General features: G+C 62.2%; 15 protein-coding genes. 1 reads left to right on the forward strand and 14 read right to left on the reverse strand.

All coding sequences use genetic code 11. The annotated features are described in order from the left end of the window. Positions 1–64: 64 nt before the first annotated feature. From ACTXG5_RS11010 to ACTXG5_RS11075, 14 genes are all read right to left on the reverse strand, one after another. Positions 65–706, reverse strand: coding sequence for a twin-arginine translocation pathway signal (locus ACTXG5_RS11010; protein WP_445163683.1), 642 nt, complete (start codon positions 704–706; stop codon positions 65–67). Beyond that, on the reverse strand, positions 703–1446 hold the full coding sequence (locus tag ACTXG5_RS11015; protein ID WP_445163684.1) for a hypothetical protein: 744 nt from the start codon (positions 1444–1446) through the stop codon (positions 703–705). The genes ACTXG5_RS11010 and ACTXG5_RS11015 overlap by 4 nt, the downstream gene beginning before the upstream one ends. Positions 1447–1458: 12 nt before the next feature. Then, a complete protein-coding gene (locus tag ACTXG5_RS11020) occupies positions 1459–3192 on the reverse strand; it encodes an MCE family protein (protein WP_445163685.1) in 1734 nt (577 codons plus the stop codon). Then, complete coding sequence (locus ACTXG5_RS11025; RefSeq protein ID WP_445163686.1) at positions 3192–4385, reverse strand: MCE family protein; 1194 nt, start codon at positions 4383–4385, stop codon at positions 3192–3194. Before ACTXG5_RS11025 ends, ACTXG5_RS11020 begins: the two co-directional genes overlap by 1 nt. Then, positions 4382–5749 (reverse strand): MCE family protein, encoded by a 1368-nt coding sequence (locus ACTXG5_RS11030; RefSeq protein ID WP_445163687.1) that lies wholly within the window; start codon positions 5747–5749, stop codon positions 4382–4384. The genes ACTXG5_RS11025 and ACTXG5_RS11030 overlap by 4 nt, the downstream gene beginning before the upstream one ends. Next, positions 5746–6837: an MCE family protein gene (locus ACTXG5_RS11035; RefSeq protein WP_445163688.1), complete on the reverse strand. Its 1092-nt coding sequence runs from the start codon at positions 6835–6837 to the stop codon at positions 5746–5748. The genes ACTXG5_RS11030 and ACTXG5_RS11035 overlap by 4 nt, the downstream gene beginning before the upstream one ends. Beyond that, positions 6830–7864, reverse strand: a complete 1035-nt coding sequence (locus ACTXG5_RS11040; RefSeq protein WP_445163689.1) for an MCE family protein — start codon at positions 7862–7864, stop codon at positions 6830–6832. Before ACTXG5_RS11040 ends, ACTXG5_RS11035 begins: the two co-directional genes overlap by 8 nt. Then, complete coding sequence (locus ACTXG5_RS11045) at positions 7861–9084, reverse strand: MCE family protein (RefSeq protein WP_445163690.1); 1224 nt, start codon at positions 9082–9084, stop codon at positions 7861–7863. The genes ACTXG5_RS11040 and ACTXG5_RS11045 overlap by 4 nt, the downstream gene beginning before the upstream one ends. A gap of 371 nt (positions 9085–9455) precedes the next feature. Further along, positions 9456–10418: an alpha/beta fold hydrolase gene (locus ACTXG5_RS11050; protein WP_445163691.1), complete on the reverse strand. Its 963-nt coding sequence runs from the start codon at positions 10416–10418 to the stop codon at positions 9456–9458. A 382-nt stretch (positions 10419–10800) separates the two neighbouring features. Then, a complete protein-coding gene (locus ACTXG5_RS11055) occupies positions 10801–11007 on the reverse strand; it encodes a hypothetical protein (protein WP_445163692.1) in 207 nt (68 codons plus the stop codon). Between the two features lie 2 nt (positions 11008–11009). Further along, entirely contained in the window at positions 11010–11312 is a 303-nt protein-coding gene (locus ACTXG5_RS11060) for a hypothetical protein (protein ID WP_445163693.1), read from the reverse strand. Between the two features lie 206 nt (positions 11313–11518). Further along, a complete protein-coding gene (locus ACTXG5_RS11065) occupies positions 11519–12406 on the reverse strand; it encodes a haloalkane dehalogenase (RefSeq protein ID WP_445163694.1) in 888 nt (295 codons plus the stop codon). A gap of 164 nt (positions 12407–12570) precedes the next feature. Then, a complete protein-coding gene (locus tag ACTXG5_RS11070; RefSeq protein ID WP_445163695.1) occupies positions 12571–13395 on the reverse strand; it encodes a MerR family transcriptional regulator in 825 nt (274 codons plus the stop codon). A gap of 48 nt (positions 13396–13443) precedes the next feature. Further along, entirely contained in the window at positions 13444–13809 is a 366-nt protein-coding gene (locus tag ACTXG5_RS11075; RefSeq protein ID WP_445163696.1) for a nuclear transport factor 2 family protein, read from the reverse strand. A gap of 664 nt (positions 13810–14473) precedes the next feature. Between ACTXG5_RS11075 and ACTXG5_RS11080 the strand changes: the two genes are divergently transcribed. Then, positions 14474–14620, forward strand: a complete 147-nt coding sequence (locus ACTXG5_RS11080) for a hypothetical protein (RefSeq protein WP_445163697.1) — start codon at positions 14474–14476, stop codon at positions 14618–14620. The last annotated feature ends 19 nt before the right edge of the window (positions 14621–14639 follow it).

The following is a 14639-nucleotide window of genomic DNA, read 5'->3' on the forward strand; positions in this document are numbered from 1 at the left end:
ACTGATCGCGTTGGTCGCTCCGGCCTCGTCCCGCCGCGCCGGTTCTCGAGGTTAGATAGCGATATCATTCAGGCTCGAATCTTGATATCAGCCAGGACCCTTCGACCTTTGTCAGCGTCACCCGCACGCTGCTGGCGGTCAAGACCGGTTCCGGTTTGTCTTTGGTGGTTGTGGTCTGATGGATAAACACAAGCACTACAGCCGAATTCGGGTGTAGCTCCGACACTGCGGCGCGCTGTACGCCGGCGGATGCCTTCACGCCCTCTCGCCTGACCGCTGGTGCCACGAAGTAGCGACTGAAATCGTTGAAATACCCTAAAAGCTGTCCGGTCAGATCTGCTTTGGCGACCGCCAAATCGTGGTCGACGGTCTCCGGGGAGTAGGAAAGAAGCGCCACCGTACCTTCGGATGCGGCCTTGACCGCTGCGCGTGCCGCCGCGTCGCCGGTCTGCTGATTCGGCCGGTATTGAAAGAAGAACAATGCGCTGGTAAGTCCCACGGCCGCAACGACCGCCACCGTCAGCGAGATGAGGCGCCATCTCGCCAGCACAGCGCGTATCCAGCGGCGGCTGACATCTGTTAGGTGTTTGAGGGTTGTGACACCCCTGCGCACGGGCCGTTCGTCCCCCGGGGTGGCAGCCCCGTCGTCCTCGTCGACATTCACGTCGTCGGCGTCGTCGAGTTGGGGGTCGTGATCGACTGTCATTGGACGAACTCGACGTCAGACATCTTGGGCTGCCCACCATTATCCCGTTGAAGGGTTAGCACGATCCGCCACGTTTGTGATTGCCGGGGGGCATCGGGCGCCGCCTCCGCTGTCTTGGCCTCCGTGGTCGCCGCGACAAGCACGACCGCCGACTTCTCGGTCATCGACTCGACAGCGACGTCGTTCACCGTGACCGTGGTGACGATCTTTGACCGCTCCAGGCCGTTGGTCAGTTGCTTTTCGAACAACGGGAAGTGTTGCTTGAAATTTCCCGTGGAGTTCTCGGCGATGTGCTGCATGTCCTCGTGGCTTTTGCTGAAATCCAATGACATTAACGCCACGACATCCTGGCGGGCCGCCGCAGCGAACTCCGCGGTGCGTTGCCGTTTCTGCGCGGCGATGCGATCCTGCCAGACGAAATAACCACTTGCCGCGAGCGAGGCGCAGAGCAGCATGATCGCGGCGCCGATAGCGACGGCTTTGGTTCCGGGGCGGCGCACCCACTGGCGCCGTATCGAATCGGCCGTATCGGTGTTCTCGGAGCGGTCGGGGGGCGGCGCTTCGGACTGCCTGCGTAGTCGGATGGCTCGGGCACGCGCCGCCGCCGCGCGTGCTTCGACCGCTTCGGCCTCTGCCTCGGCCGCCTCCGCTAATGCGAGGTCGGTGTCCTCCGGCGGATCGTGCCGGTGGTGAAGGTCGTTGGTATCGAGTGCCGGTTCGGGATGCTCGCGGAGTGTCATGTGAGACCTCCCTTAGGTATCCGTGAGGATCAAGTCTTTCCACGTCTTGGCGTGGTGGTCCGACGATCTGACCAGGTCTGACTGCCGGTAGAGCTTTCCGTCCGGTCCGACATAGACACCGGTGTCAGCGTTGTACTTAGCAATCGCGATAGGAGGACCTTTCCCAGAACCATTGGTGGCGAACGAACTTGGGGCCACTGACGGTGTGCCAGCAGGTGGTGGCGCGGTGTCAGTGGGCGCCGGGGGAGCTACCGGCGCGGGCACGACAGAATCAGGGGTGTCCATCGGCGCCAAAGACCCCAGCGGCGGCGGGCTCACGGCGTTGGTCGGCGATCCCAATCGTGGTGGGCCCGCGAGGTTATCGAGCGGCGGGAGCGCAAAGCCGCTCTGCGGTTGTAACGGCCCCAGCGACGGGGCCGGCGCTAGTTGCGGGGGTGGGAGTCGCGGCGTTCCCTCGACTGGACCAAAGGTTCGCTCGTCGACTTTGATGCGCTGATCGGGCGGCACACGCTGCGACAGTAGATTCGGGTCGAGCGGGTAGGGCCCGGCAAAATGCTGTCGCATCGCCAGCGGTTCAAATGGCTTGTCGCTGTTGCAGATCTCGACGGTCGGTGCGCGCTTGCCGGGATGCCCCATACAGGGGTAGTTGCGTGCGCCGCGAACCGCGATCGGCGAATCCTGAGGCAGTTTGCAGTACAGCCCGTCCGGGGTGTCGACCGTGGTGGTGTCGGCCGGTGATCGCCATTGGTCGGGTGGCAGGAAGCCGACCGTGCACGCCGGCGGATCGCCGATCGTGATGTGGGAACCGCCCATCGGCAGGCCCGTGTAGTTGTTAGTCGGCTGGGCCGACTGAAGGCCCGCGATAGCCGGCGGCAAGAGCACCAGCAGTTGTTCCAGTCCGGGATGATAGGTCACGCCGATTTGGCCGAGAGTGGTCAGATTGGCGAGCAGCACCGGCACTGTGAGTTTGATCTGATCGAGCAGGCGCGCGGCCTCGTCGGCGGCGCCCGGCCCGGTCTGCAACAACGTCCGCACCTGGGTGTCGTCGTTGGCAACCTGCTCGGTCACTCCAGCGAGGCTGCGCGCCCACAGCCTGATCGAATCAACAGTCTGCGCTTGTGAATCCAGCAGCGGCGCGGTGTCCTCGGTCAACGTTCGGGTGCGCTCGGCGACGCCGTTGAAGTCGGCAGCCACCCTGGCGGACGAGTCGAACAGCGACCCCAGGTCGTAGCCGGATCCGTTGAGACCCGTGAACGATTCGTCGACCAACGCGCCGAGCTTGTCCTTGGGAATGCTGTTGATCAGGGCGCTGGCCTGATCCAGCATCGGCCCAACCGCTTGAGGGATCGTGGTCTGCCCGATTGGTATCACCGAGCCGTCACGCAGGTAGGGCGCCGAGTCCGTACGTGGCCGCAAATCGACGTACTGTTCGCCCACCGCGGAGATGCTGCGTACCTCCGCGAGCAGGTTGGCCGGAATCTGCGGCGAGGTGCCAAGGGACAGCGTCGCTTTCGCGCCGTTGCGGGTCGGCTCCACTGCGGTGATCTTGCCAACTTGTACACCGCGGTAGGTGACGTTGGAAAAGCGGTACAGGCCGCCAGAGGCGGGCAGCTCGAGTGTGACGGTGATCCGGCCGATGCCCAACAAGGTGGGCACCTGCAGGTAGGAGTCGATCATCACAAACACACCGATGATCGTGGCGACCGTAAAAATGGTCAGCTGGATTCGGACGAACCGCGTGAGCATTAGCGGCCCCCACCAGGTGCCGGCGAACCGCCGATATTCGGGCCACAGCGGTCCGGGGGCGCTGGGGTGCGGGGTAACCCGGTGACACCCTCACCGTTTGGATTCTTGGCGTAGTACGCGTCATATCCTGGATCCCCCGGCGCTGGCACCATCGACAGGTCCTCTTGCTGCCAGTGGGTGCCCAGGAACGTGTGATTCTTCAGTCGGGCACGGGTCATATCGATAATGACGAAGACGTTAAAGTAGTCGCCCCGGATACCTCGGTCGATGAGATTTTGCCCGTAGGGGAACGCTGATGCCGCAAAAGCCAGATTCTTGTCAAGGTCGGGGCCGACCTGGGCGAGCGAACATATCGTCGGCACAAGGTTTTCCAGGTTTTTCACCAGGTCGGCTTGCGTGTCGTTGACCAGACCCGTCGCGGTGTCGCTGAACACTCGCAGTTTGTCGAGCACGGTGGTGATCCGTGGCCGTTCCCTCAGCAGTACATCGAGCGCGGGCGGAATCTGGCGCAGCGCCGCGGTAATGACATCCCGTTGTCCGCCCAACGTAGCGGCAAAGCGGTCCAACGCCTGGATGGAGGCGATGATGTTGTCACGCTGATCGTCAAAGGTGCCCACGAATGTGTCTAGCCGGGTCAGCAGATCGCGGGCCTCGCGCTCATGCCCGGACAACGCGGCGTTCACATTGTGGATGAAGTCGCCGATCTGCCCTAACCCTCCCGTATTGATAACGACCGACAGGGATGACAGGGTCTGCTCGGTCGACGGATAGGTCGACGACTTGCTCAGCGGGATGGTGGCGCCAGATTTGAGTCGTCCAGTCGGCGGCTGGTCCACGGGGTGATTGAGCTCCAAATGCATCGAGCCCAGCAGGCTGGTCTGTCCGACACTGGCCACCACGTTGGCGGGCACGACGACGTCGGGCCGCACCGCGACTTCGACGTCGGCGTGCCAATCCCGCATCGTCATATTGCTGACGCTGCCAACCACGACGTCATCGATCATGACGGGCGAATTCGCCTCCATCGTCGCCACATCGGCGATCTGGACGTGGAAGATCTGAGCACCCGGTCCGCGCCCCACCGCCCCGGGAAGCGGCAACGAGTTCAGGCCCTTAAATCCGCATCCCGCCGCGGTGAGCAACACACACGACCCGATAACGAGCAGGCGGCGGGCACTGCCACGGACGGTCACGACGACGGCCCTTGCACCCCGGGTGCAGGTAGCAGCGCACCGGGTCCAGGCTGCCCCGGAGGCGGCCCGAGTACCCACGGCGCGTTCGGGGCGGGGTCACCGGGCAGACCGGTATACGCCGACACCGCGGGCGGAGTCTCGGGCGGCGTTGGCGTCGTGCCGTTCAATCCGCCGCTACAGGCGTCCATATGTGGATGGCACGGGATCAGGGCTGGATCGGTATAGATGACGTTTTCCGGATCCGCCGCCTTCCCGAGTATCGGGTCGCTCGGGATGGGGAGGTAGTTGAAATTCAGCAGCCGGAGTCCCGGACCGAGATATTCACTGCACAGCTTTCCGGATTCGATTGCGGTGACGTTTTCAATAGCGCCGAGGGCGGTACAGACCGGAAACGTCGGATTCGAAAACTGATTGACCACGAAGGCCCCGTTGCTCATGCCGTTATCGGGGTTGTAGATGTTGTAGAAGTTGGCGAACGCGTTGGGCGCGACGTGAAGGATGTTCTCGACGTCCATGCGGTGCTCGACAAGGTTTTGGGTGACATCGGCCAACCGGGTTATCTGCTCGGCGGTCTTGTCGCGGGTTTCTGCGACGAAATGCTGCACCTCGCCCACCGCGACCGATAGGTTGCGCAGCGCCGCATCCAGGTCGGACCTGTTTTCGTTGAGCACGCTGGTAAGCGTCGCGAACCGGTCCTGGAACTGCACGATCTGGGTGTTGCTGTCGCGCAGGGCCGTGACAAAAGTCTGCAGGTTCTTGATGATGTCGACGATATTGCCGCTGCCGCTGGCAAGAATCCGTCCCAACCCCGACAGTTGAGCCAGCGTCTGCCGTAGCTTGTCGCCGTTGCCCTCGAGCGCGTTAGCGGCGCTGTCGATAAACCGCGCCACCGACGGTGTAGACACCGAACTGGTTGGCCCCAAATCCGTTGCCAATCGCATCAGTTGGGTTTTCACCTCATCCCACTCGACGGGGATGGCGGTCCGTTCGACCGGTATCACGGCGCCGTCGGGCATCCTCGGACCACTTGACCGAAAGGCCGGTGCGAGTTCGACATACCTTGCGGCGACTAGATTCTGGGCGACGATGACGGCCTTGGCATCAGCTGGAACGGGTACGTCGCGGTCGACGTGCAGGGTCATTTTGGTTTGAGTGCCCACCGGTTGAATGCCGGCGATGGTGCCCACTTTGACACCGGCAACCCGTACATCATCGCCGGGGTAGATCGCGGTGGCGGTGGTGAAGAAGGCGGTAATCGTCTTCGGTCGCAAGAACATATCGTCAACGAGCACCGCAACGCCGGCCAACAAGATCCCCACCAGGACGACGCCGAGTCCGGCCGTAAACCGGCTCCGGGACCTCATCGTGAACCTCCCGGAATGCCGTTGTACGGCCACGGGATCAACGCCCGTGGCATCGGCGAAGGAAAGCCTGGACCGCGCCCGGGCGCGGTATCAAAGGTGCGGAACCCCCAGAGGTAGTCGATGAACGGCTGAAGAAGCTGCAATAGCAGCAGGTTTGGCACGAACGCTTGGTAGTAGAAGCCACTCGAGACGCTCTCGCTCAAGGTGATTTGGTATTTGGCCAAGCGGGGCAGCGCTTTGGCGATGTTGTCGCGGTTCTTCTCCAGGACCGCTGTCACCGAATTCAGCCGGGCCAAGGTCGGCGCCAGCTTCTGCTGGTTGTCGTGCACCAATCCGGTCAGCTGCTTGGCCACCTCGGAGGTATTGGCCAGCAAGTCGACGATTGCGTCGCGTCGGTGCACCAGGACGGCGAGCAGGTCATTGGCGTTGAGGATGAGCGCGTTGACCTGTTGGCTGCGTTCGGACAAAGTCCCCGTGACGCGACTGGCGTTCTTAAGGAGATCGCTCAGAGTCTCGTTGCGGCTGTTGAGGGTTCGTGACAATCGGGTCAGCCCGTCAAACGTCGGTCCCAATTGCGGTGCGATCTGGTCGATTGTTTTCGACAGGGTCTCCAGTGACTCGTTAAGCGATGCGGTGTCGGTTTCCGCGACATTGGTCGTGAGGTCGCCGACCACTTCGGTCAGGGAGTACGGCGAGGATGTGCGAATCGCCGGGATGACATCCAATGGACGGAGCCTGCCGCTGCCTGCCGACTCCATGTCCAGCACGCGTTGACCGAGCAGGCTGCCGGTCTCGATGTGTGCGGTGGTGGCCGAGCCGAGCAGCACGTTTGCGTCGACGCTGAAGGTCACCAAGGCGTCGCCGCCCTGCAGCGACACACCCGACACCGTGCCGACCTTGATCCCCGATACCGTGACGTCGGCACCCGCGTCCAGACCGCCCGCTTGGGAAAACAGTGCCTGGTAGCGGACGGCGGTCGCCAACGACAGCAGCCGCTGCGGCTGTAGACCCACGGCGATGACGAGCGCCATCAGGACAATGCCGATGAAACCCGGTCGTATCAGGTGAGAGCCGCGGTATTTAAGCATCGGGTTCGGCGCACCTCCCGCCTTCTTGTTTGAACCACGGTGCCACCACGGTGCGGTTCTGGAAGTCCGTAACTCGCCAGCTCAGTTCGCAGATGTACCAGTTGAGGACGCCGCCGTAGGCGCCGGTGCGGATCAATTTCCGGTAGTTTTCCGGCGCCTTCTGCAATCCGGCGTCCACGCGCCCCTTGTCCTGATCGAGCAAGGGGGCCAACCGGTTTAGCTGATCCACGGTGCCGCTCAACGGCGGCCGCGCCTGGGTCAGCAGATCCGCAAGTGACGCGGTTCCCTTGTCCAGGGAGTCAATCGCGGCACCGATCGGATCGCGGTCTGCCGCAAGTTCGGTCGCAAGTCGTTGCAGTCGGTCGATCGTCCCGGAGAACTTGCCACCCTCGTTGTCGATGGTGGACAGCACGGCGTTCAGATTGTCGATCAGGTGTTGGACCACTTCCTTGTTGTCCGCCAACGAGCCCGTGAACGACGCCGTCTTCGCCAACAGCGACTCGAGGGTCCCGCCTTGTCCTTGAAAGACCTGAATAAGCGATGACGTGAGGGCATTGACGTCCTGCGCGTTGAGGCCCTGAATGACAGGTTTCAGCCCGCCAAGCAGCAGATCGAGGTCAAGCGCCGGTGAAGTGCGCTCGAGGGGAATCTGAGCGCCGGCCGGCAAAAACTTGACCGATCCCGGAGCGTCGATGAGCGCCAGATATCGATCGCCCACCAGGTTGAGATACCGAATGGCCGCCTTGGTGCCCTCGGTCAGTGCCACGCCGCGGTCGGCGTCAAATCTGACCAGAACTTTCTTGTCCGGCAACAGCGCAACGCTGTTGACGGTGCCGACCCGAATCCCCGCCGCCCGCACGCTGTCTCCGGATTTCAACCGCGACCCGTTGATGAAAACCGCGGAATATCCCGTGGTTGGACCGGTTTGGTACTGCCCGAAAATGAGGAACAAAAAGCCGGTCAGTACCGCCATCACGACCGCGAACGCCGCGAACTTGATGGACGCCGCAACCGGTACGCGCCTCATCCGCCTTGGCCGATCTGTGCGGTGTTGCGTGGCGGCCCGTCGACCGGCCCGAATAGCCACTGTTTGATGAAATCGGAATTCCACAACAGGGACTGGTTTCCGTACTTGAAAGGGTTGGCGCCGACGTCGGCTACGACGAACGGGGCATGCCCCTGGAAAGGCATGTTCGGAAGGTCGGTGCACTGCGGGCCGCCCTTGGCGGCCACCCGCGGTAAATCACCCGGGTACCGATACCGCTCAGCACCGAAATCCAGACCAATCGAGAGGGTGATGCCCGGATCTTTGGCCGCGCCCTGCTTGTCCCAAAATGACAGGCCGCTGATCCCGCACGTCAGAGCCTGGTGGTACTGGCTGAGCAGATCAGTCGTCGGCAATAGCAGTTGCACGACGTCCGTCAGCCGTTTCCTGTTGTCGCCCAACACCTCAGTGCCGATATCGGCCAAACCGATCGTGCTGATCAGCAAAGCGTCAAGGTTGTGTTGCTCGTCGACGATCGTCTGGCTCACCCTAGTCGCACTGGCGGCGGCCTTCACCAGGTCGGGTGCCGCATCGGCATAGGCGTTGAGCACCGTCGGTGCGACCGCAAGGTCATGCTGTAGAGCGGGACGGCTCGCATCAAGCTTGGTGAGAAAAGCATCGAGATCGCTTAGCATCTGGCCGATTTCGTGACCGCGGCCGTTAAACGCCGACGCCATTGCGCCGAGTGTCTCATTGAGTTTGACGGGCTCGATCTTCGACAAGAGCGACGTCAGTTGCTGAAATACCGTGTTGGTCTCGACGGTGACGTGCTTGCCGTCCAGCGTCTGTCCGGCTTGCAGCGCGCGCGCCGACGGGTCGGCCGGCGACACCATTTCGACGAACTTGGCGCCAAACACCGTTGAAGACGTAATGTCGACGAGGACGTTGGCTGGGATGAGATGCAGCCGCGAGGGATCCATCTCCAGGTGCAAAGCGGCTTGCCCGTCGGGCAGAGATTCGATCGAAGCGACCTTGCCTACCACAACACCGTGCAGCTTGACCTTGGCGTCCGTGTTCATCACCAAACCGGCACGAGGCGACAAGACGGTCACCGGCACGGATGTAGTGAAGTCACCCTCGAACAGACCCACCGTCAAAGCCACGATCGCGCCGATCGAAACGACAGTGGCCAACCCCGCAAGCGGGCGGGCGTAGCCGGCAACGCTGCGGTGCCGACCGCCGGCCGCTCTGCTAGCAGGCAAGGTAATCGCCGCCACCTACTCCTTTGACTATTCAATCCCATTCATTTGGATATACGAAACATAGAGAAGATCGTTTTCGGAGTCAACGGCGCTGCCGCGGTGCTGCGTCAGTTGAGCGACAGAAGTCTTCGTATAGTCGACAACCCTTGTCGCCAGAGTTGCTGACCACTTCGTCTCCGCCGATCACCATCTCTCAGTTGACGATTGAGCCGTCAGCCAACGTGCTCGGATACGGTGTCGCGGTGATCAACGGCTCCTACCGGATCAGCGTTGCCAGATATATCAGCACTAGGCCTGCCGATGCCCTGTGCCAGTCACTATCTTGAAGACGGCAAACGCGCCGGCGGTGTCGCGAAAAGTCGCGGTAAGTACTAGTGCCCTCGGCCCGCTTCTGTAGGTGAGTCAGCAAGCACGGCTAAATCATTGGGACTCAGAGAGTTTGGCCCTTGGGGTTGATTGATGAAATCGAGGCCGGCGTTGATGGCGGGGCGATGCCGCAAGATGCGGTAGTGGGCGAGGCGTCCAAGTCCGCGGGTGGTGGCCAAGGTCGCGCCCGGCCACACTTCGGGGATTCGCTCACTCGTCTCATAGGGACTGTCGGGGTCGTCGGGGTCGTGGACCACGAGAAGCGGCGCCGGATCGTTGAGACGGCTGGCCACCCGGCAAATGTCGGTGTCGACGAGCGGGATGCCGAGGCGGCGGTCGAGGCGGTGTTGCAGACCTGCGCGGATTCGAGGTCCGAAGCCGTGCCGATCCGCGAAGACATCTAAGTACCACCCGAAGTCGCCCATCGGCGCTAGGAACACCATGCGTTCGATCGGTGCACCCCGCGCCGCCGCCAGCGCCGCGGCCTTAGCGCCGAGTGAGTGTGCCACGACCGCCCGTGCAGGCCCATGCGCCTGCACGACTGCCCGGACCGCCTCGGCGCACTCGACGATCGTGGTTCGTCCCGCCGCCAATGCGCCCGCATCCGACTCGTTATGGCTCGGGAGATCGAACGCGATGACTCGATGTCCGGTATCGACGAGCGGTTTGACGAAGACTGCCAGGTGCGCGCGGCAGCCGCCCCAGCCGTGCACGAGATACACCGTCGGCCCGTCGCCCCACGCCTCGCCCGCAATCCGATGCCCATCCCAGAACGCCTCCACGGGTTCGCCCGCGGAGACACCGGGCGGCATCCGCAAACTCATCTCAACGGCGGGCGGCGTGCACCAGAGCTCGACGGCCAATCTCGACCCGACAGCGGGCGCAAAGCGTTCCAACAGCCCGAACACCCTGCGCAGCCGCGGCGAGACCGGCGGCTCGACCCCAGAGCTCGTCTCCTCCCCAGGCAACTCCGCCTCCCCTTCTCAGTACGCCGCGGGCCATCACACCGCGCTCACACCGGCCATGAAAGTCGCCAGCTTACTCGCGAGTAATATACCTTCCCCGGCAACGTGCCCACCGGCACCAGGGCGTGGGAGACAGCGCACCCAGGCAACCAGGGGAGCCGCGGCGCCGCCTTGGGACTCGGCGCAAGCTTCTCGACGCCGCAGTCGAGCACTTCTCAGGCCGACGCTTCGATCACGTCGCAACCACCGACATCACAGAGACCGCAGGGTTGCACGGCGCAGCCCGTCTCGATCCCGGTATTGACGTCAGCAACGCCATCGCGAATCGGGTTCAGCCCTGCGGTCGTACCGTTAGATAGATCAGCGCTAGGTCTTTGAAGTCCCCTTATCGCTTTAGATGCTGGGCGAGGCGACGATGCAACTCCTCCGCAGACTCGATGCTCGCGAGCTCAGACGGAACATCGACTTCGTGCAGCGCGTGATCGGGTCCGGCGCCAATGTGAAATACCGGATCATCTTTTCCGGGCTGCTCCGGAGGCTGGTACGTGGCGACCACATTGCCGGACTTGTCGGTGAGGACTTCCATCTTCATGATCACATCTGCCAATCGCTCTGGAACTCAGGAAAGTAGACGGCCATGAGCCTGGCCTTCACCGGCTGCGAACAACTGTTAGAAACGTATCCGTGGTAGTACACGGGTCCCTCGACGCTTCGGGCGTTGGCATACTTGGTGATCCATAATTTGACGTCTTCGGCGCGCTCGGGCTGGTTAGGCGACCACATGCAGAAGACCGGACCCTTGTTCGGGTGGGACCCAGGCGGCCACGAGAACCAGAATTCCAGGGACGGATCTCCCGGCGGAACCGTCCAACCTCCGGAAACAAAATCTGCTGGCATTTCAACCTCCTCAAAATGAATTTTTGAGCACTTAATGCTAGCCCCGGTTGGTCTAATTACGACAGGACGCGTTTAACGGCTGCCGAACAGCGCGCATGTCGCACAACGATGACGTCGTACATGAACTGCGTTATTTCCTTGGCAGTTTGGCCTTGTCGCGGTGTTCGTTCTCGACGGAGCAACGGCCCGTGCCGTGCAGGAAGGCGTCAGTCGATCGTCGCAATCCAGTCGGCGATCGCGTGCCCGATTTCGTCCGGTGAATCTTCCTGGACGAAATGGATTCCCGACACGGTGTTCTCTGTCAATGCCGGCCACCCGCGTACCAGGTTGACCAGCCTGTCGCCTGCCAGAATGGCTCCCGGCTCGGCCTTGAGGAACAGCTTGGGCACATTGCTGCTACCCAGCCAGTCGGCGTAGTCAGCAGCGATCGCACTGACGTCGGCGGGCTCGCCCTCGATCGGAATTTCCCGGGGGAAGGTCAACGTCGGCCTTCGGCTCTCGCCAGGCTCGGTGAAGGGCTTGCGGTACTCAGTCATCTCCTCGTCGGAGAGCTTGCGCAAGATGGCATTCGGCAGAATCTCTTCGATGAAGTAGTTGTCCTTCAGAACCATGTCGTCGCCGGCTTCCGAGCGGATCGCCTCCAACGCTTCACGCATTCCCATTGTGTCCCAGTGGTCTTGACCCTGCGGGGCAACGATTGCCTCCATGAAAGCGATACCTTTAACGGCCTCGCGATGGCGGTTAGCCCAGTCGAAGCCCAAGGCCGATCCCCAGTCGTGGATTACTAACGTGACGCGCTCGCGCACATCGAGGTCCTCGAGCAGAGCATCGAGGTAGCGGCGGTGCTCAACGAATCGGTAGGAGCCGGGGCCGCTGTCGGGCAACTTGTCGGAATCGCCCATGCCAATTAAATCCGGGGCGATGCAGCGGCCAAACGGCTGCAAGTGCGGCCAGACATTGCGCCAGAGATAGGACGAGGTGGGATTGCCGTGCAGAAACACGATCGGATCGCCTTCGCCAACCTCCACGTACGCCATCTCACTGCCGAGGATGTGACGCCGTTGCTTCTGGTCGGAAAACGCCGCAGAACTCATTGGAATCACTTTCAGTTCGCAGCCCTGGCCTCAACCTGGACTGAGGAGCTTGCCGGACTAATTGGGATGTTTGACCCAAAAGATAGCGGAAATCTCCCCGGCGCGCGTTGAAGACGGCAAAACCGCAGAATGCGCCGGGTTGGCCAAGCGGCGTGTTTGACGAGTTACGCCTTGGGAGGGAGGACGTCGATGATGGGCCAGGCCACTTCGGTTCTCCATTGGGTGTGGTCTGCCGTGTGTGAGTGATCGTGCCGGTAGTACTCGCGGATGCGGGGTCCGACGGCGAGTTGGTAGCGAGCTATGTAGGAGCCAAGCTCGGCGTATGCCAGGTCGATATCGGCCATCGAGCCGTGGTGGGTCGCCACGACGACCTCCGCGGCGGGCACATGGATCGGCTCGATGTTTCCCAGTTGCCGTGGTGTGGTGACGGGGATGAAGACTGTGGCGTGGCCCGGTTCTTGCTGAAACAGGCATTCGTCATACAACCCGCCCGCATGCCCGGTTTGGTCGAGCCCACCAATCCGCACCGCCTCGCGGACAGCGTGTAGGGCGTCGCGCCACCAGCTTTCGATGTTGGTTGGATCGACGACCGCGGTGATGGCGACCGCAGGAGTGGTCGACTCGGCGCGACGGTGCACGCGCTGCGGACTGTCCGCGTTGTTCAGAAGGGCGCGAAGCGAATTGACTGCGGCCTTTGTTTGGGCCAGTTCGGCTTCGAGGTGGTCGATGTGGGCTGTGATCAAGGATTCGCGGTCACGGGGGCTCTGGGCGACAAGAACATCTCGGACGTCGGCGACGGGCATGCGCAGGTCGCGTAGTCGTCGGATTAGTTGAGCGGTCGGCAGTTGGTCGAGTGAGTAGTAGCGGTATCCCGTCTCGGAATCGACGTGTACCGGTTCGAGTAACCCGACGTGGTGGTAGTGGTGCAGCGTCTTCACGCTGAGGTGGGTCATCGTGGCGAACCGCCCGACGGAAACGGTGATGCTCATGGTGGCTCCGGGTCAGGACGCCGCTCACCGAGCGCGAGCGGCGTCTGGTCAATACTGCGGTTCGGTGTTTTTGATGACGAACAGGGTGACAATCTTGCCGTCACAGAGGCGGAAGTAGTTAGTCATGATCAGCGGGTCGGGCAGTCCGGTCTTGTCATAGTCACCTTCGTAACGGCACCGAACGCACCACATACCGGCGTTGTCGACGATCGCGACGGGTTCCACGGTGACGTGGTCGCCGACAAACTCCTTGGCCATGAATGCGCGGATGTGGTCACGGCCCAGAAACTCTCGCGAGAAATCATTCACTAGCGCATCGTCTGCGAAGGTGTCCATGATCGCGTCCACGTCGAAGCTGTTGATCGCGGTGATGTGCGCGGTGATCACGGGGTCCAGTGTGAGCTGTGCAGTCATTAGTTCCTCTTTTCGTCGTGACGTCGGGTGACCGTCAGACACCAGCCTCGGCCCTCCTGTTAGGGGAGAGTCAAGTTCGGACAGGTTCAGCTAGAACGGGACTTTCTAGTGCCCCTTCAAGGTCAGATAGATCAGCACTAGGTCGGTCCACGCGCTGTGCATAGCCAGCCAAAACGTGGTCGGGACGGTGCGTTGTGCCCGTCACTATCTTGAAGATGGCAAACCCGCTGTGGAGACCGCCGCGTTGGGAACACTGGCGCGCCCGATCGCAGGGGGAGGAACAAAGTTCAGAAAGTGGGCAACTTGTGCCAGGACCTCGCCAGGCAGCTGAAGGCTCGACAGCTTGGCTTTTCAGGAGGGAGACCCGCTGGGCCGCTCAGGATGTGCAAGCTCGCGCGGCCTCATCGGCGGTGGCGCCGTTCAAGCATGAGTCGGGGCCAGTTAAGGCGGGGCTGAACTTCAGCAAACGCCATTTCCAGCCGACAGGTCAGCGTGACGACAACCAAGTTGTGGCAAGCACATTGGGGCTCGCCGTGCCTGGCTAACGCGGCGCGCGGCGCTTGAGGGACTTGGGGCCAGTGGCGGCCCGCTTGCGTTCGGCTATCTCCTACGAGGCGCCATCAGATCGGCCGCATCGGTGGTGCGACTTATCGACCACAACGTTATGGGCGTCGACGCCAACGACATGAGTCGCTACAGCGAGATGTTCAACCGACACAACGAAATAACTCGCACCGTCGAGGATCTTCGGCGCCGAGTCACCGAAGTGGATCCGCAGACCGATCACCCGACCGATTCGGTGAAGGCGTGAGCTACCGGTTTGGGTCGCG

The organism is Mycobacterium sp. Dal123C01, assembly GCF_052566995.1.

What these genes read in the sequence shown, in the direction of transcription:
- ACTXG5_RS11010 (WP_445163683.1), bottom strand. Translation starts at nt 706, where the DNA reads ATGACAGTCGATCACGACCCCCAACTCGACGACGCCGACGACGTGAAT.
- ACTXG5_RS11015 (WP_445163684.1), bottom strand. Translation starts at nt 1,446, where the DNA reads ATGACACTCCGCGAGCATCCCGAACCGGCACTCGATACCAACGACCTT.
- ACTXG5_RS11020 (WP_445163685.1), bottom strand. Translation starts at nt 3,192, where the DNA reads ATGCTCACGCGGTTCGTCCGAATCCAGCTGACCATTTTTACGGTCGCC.
- ACTXG5_RS11030 (WP_445163687.1), bottom strand. Translation starts at nt 5,749, where the DNA reads ATGAGGTCCCGGAGCCGGTTTACGGCCGGACTCGGCGTCGTCCTGGTG.
- ACTXG5_RS11035 (WP_445163688.1), bottom strand. Translation starts at nt 6,837, where the DNA reads ATGCTTAAATACCGCGGCTCTCACCTGATACGACCGGGTTTCATCGGC.
- ACTXG5_RS11040 (WP_445163689.1), bottom strand. Translation starts at nt 7,864, where the DNA reads ATGAGGCGCGTACCGGTTGCGGCGTCCATCAAGTTCGCGGCGTTCGCG.
- ACTXG5_RS11055 (WP_445163692.1), bottom strand. Translation starts at nt 11,007, where the DNA reads ATGAAGATGGAAGTCCTCACCGACAAGTCCGGCAATGTGGTCGCCACG.
- ACTXG5_RS11060 (WP_445163693.1), bottom strand. Translation starts at nt 11,312, where the DNA reads ATGCCAGCAGATTTTGTTTCCGGAGGTTGGACGGTTCCGCCGGGAGAT.
- ACTXG5_RS11065 (WP_445163694.1), bottom strand. Translation starts at nt 12,406, where the DNA reads ATGAGTTCTGCGGCGTTTTCCGACCAGAAGCAACGGCGTCACATCCTC.
- ACTXG5_RS11070 (WP_445163695.1), bottom strand. Translation starts at nt 13,395, where the DNA reads ATGAGCATCACCGTTTCCGTCGGGCGGTTCGCCACGATGACCCACCTC.
- ACTXG5_RS11075 (WP_445163696.1), bottom strand. Translation starts at nt 13,809, where the DNA reads ATGACTGCACAGCTCACACTGGACCCCGTGATCACCGCGCACATCACC.
- ACTXG5_RS11080 (WP_445163697.1), top strand. Translation starts at nt 14,474, where the DNA reads ATGGGCGTCGACGCCAACGACATGAGTCGCTACAGCGAGATGTTCAAC.